1 protein-coding gene is annotated in these 712 nt (G+C 59.7%); it reads left to right on the forward strand.

Annotated elements, in window-relative coordinates; translation table 11 throughout:
- A partial coding sequence (locus tag IE158_RS13450) for a hypothetical protein (protein WP_229839148.1) occupies positions 1-663 on the forward strand: 663 nt, incomplete at its 5' end.
- Between the last annotated feature and the right edge of the window lie 49 nt (positions 664-712).

Raw genomic sequence — 712 nt, forward strand, 5'->3', positions numbered from 1 at the left:
CCCTCCAGTGTGCCCCACCCTCCTAAAAAGTGGGGCCGATGTGGAAGGATTTCGCGTACCACTACCCCGCTCCACTTTCTGACAGGCGCACGCACCGCTCCGCAGGCAGCACAAGCTCAGGCCGACCCTCAGCCTGGAGCGCCTGCCCGTCTGCGGCCAGCTACTCCCCCTACTGAGGGCAGAGTTCTAGAGGCTCCTGCGCGGTATTTGGCTGCCACTTTGCCTACGCTGACCGAGTATGCCCAGAGCCTGGAAACCCTCGGCGGTATCAGCCCTTTGGGACAGAGCTTTTGCCGCTGGGACGGGCAAACTTTCCATAAAGTTGACAAGCCCACCGAAAAGGGCCTGTACGAAATCACTTCGGCCTCGGGACGCAAAATAACAGCGCTGCTGGACGGCGTGGGCATATGGCGACGTGGTGAATGGTACGGCCTCCACTTCCTTCAGTTGCACGAAAAGGGCTTACTTCTCGGGGCCAAGTACGATGAACACACGTGGCAACTGGCCCTCCCCGCCGACCAGCGCCCCCCCGAACTCCATGAGCGCGCCTTGGTGCTGTGTAGCGGTCTTTTGCCGCGTTCGCAGGGGGCCTGGCTTTTTTACAGCAATGTTCCTCCTCAGGTCGCTGAGTCTGTTGCAGCGGCTCTAGAGCATTTGACATAAGAACATTCCAGGATAGGCGTGGGTCATCCAGGCGGAAATGTCTTGTGTG

It is taken from the genome of Deinococcus piscis (assembly GCF_014653275.1).
Classification (GTDB): Bacteria; Deinococcota; Deinococci; order Deinococcales; family Deinococcaceae; genus Deinococcus; species Deinococcus piscis.